Genomic DNA, 1,289 nt, shown 5'->3' with positions numbered 1-1,289 from the left:
AGCCGGCCTGCGGCCTCAGGCGTGGCGTGTCCGCCGGGGCGCCCCAGGCCGTCAGCAGGTCGACCCAGGCCTGGCGGTCCAGCACCTGCAGCGTGGCCTGTGTGGTGGGCGCCGCCCAGTCGGCCAGGGACGGCGGGGCGGCTGGCACCGGGATGGGGACGCGGTCCTGCACAGGCGCCGCTGCGACGGAGGCCGCTGCCCCCGGGGAGGCGGCCGAAGCCGGCCCGGCGGCGCGCTCTGCCTCAGGCAGAGCCCTGCTGGCCAGCAGCGCCAGGACGGCGCCCAGGCCCAACGCGCCCAGGCCCCCGACCAAGAGGCCCGCACCGCGACCGCCCCAGGCCTGCGCCGCCGCAGGGGACGTCGGCGCCAGGGGGTTGAGGACTTCGCGGGCGGCCTGGCGCACCGTGGCCCGGTCCACGCGCCGGCGCCCCTGCGCCCAACAGCCCAGCAAGGCACGGTCGCACAACAGGTTGAGCCGGCGCGGCACGCCGCCGCTGCGCCGCTGCAGCTCGTCCAACGCCGACGGCTCAAAAGGCGGGGGGGCGGAGCCGCCGGCGGTCTGCCAGCGGGTCGCCAGGTAGGCGGGGAGTTCCTGGGGCGTCAGGGCGGGCAGGTGGCAGCGCGCCACCACCCGCTGGTCCAGCTGGCGCAGGCCGGGCAGGGCCAGTTGGGCGCGCAGCTCCGGCTGGCCGATGAGCACGATCTGCAGCAGCTTGCGCTCGTCGGTCTCCAGGTTGGTCAGCAGGCGCAGGGCTTCCAGCACCTCGGCGGGCAGGCGCTGGGCCTCGTCGATCAGCAGCAAGGCTTGGCGCCCCTGGGCATGGCAGGCCAGCAGGTGGTGGTGCAGGCGGTCCTGCAGCTGGCGCCGGGCCAGGGGGCCGGCCAGCGCCTCCGGCAGCGGCAGGCCGAACTCCTGGACTACGGTGGCCAGCAGCTCCAGCTCCGTGGCCGGAGGATTGAAGATGCAGGCCAGCGGTGTGCCGGGCGGCACCTGGGACAGGAAGGCCCGGCCCAGGGTGGTCTTGCCGGCCCCGACCTCGCCGGTGAGCACCACCACGCCGCCGCTGCCCTGCAGCGCGTGCAGCAGGTGCGCCAGGGCCTCGGCATGGGCCGGGCCCAGGTAGAGCCGGCGCGGGTCCGGGGCGATGGAGAAGGGGGCCTCCCGCAGGCCGAAGGCGGCGAGGTAGGGCGGCCCGGCCAGGGCCGCCGCAGGGGCGGCGGCGGGCGGCACTTTGCCGGTCGCCGGCGCGGGGCGGGGGGCGGCCGCAGGGCCGGCGTCGGACGGGTGG

1 protein-coding gene is annotated in these 1,289 nt (G+C 77.8%); it reads right to left on the bottom strand.

Annotation, left to right across the window (positions count from 1 at the left end; translation table 11 throughout):
• The coding region (locus G3A44_RS23140; RefSeq protein WP_163460111.1) for an ExeA family protein at positions 1-1,289 on the bottom strand (1,289 nt) is incomplete at both ends.

Source organism: Ideonella livida (genome assembly GCF_010499455.1).
Taxonomy (GTDB): Bacteria; Pseudomonadota; Gammaproteobacteria; order Burkholderiales; family Burkholderiaceae_C; genus Ideonella; species Ideonella livida.
This window is presented reverse-complemented; position numbering and strand designations above follow the sequence as displayed.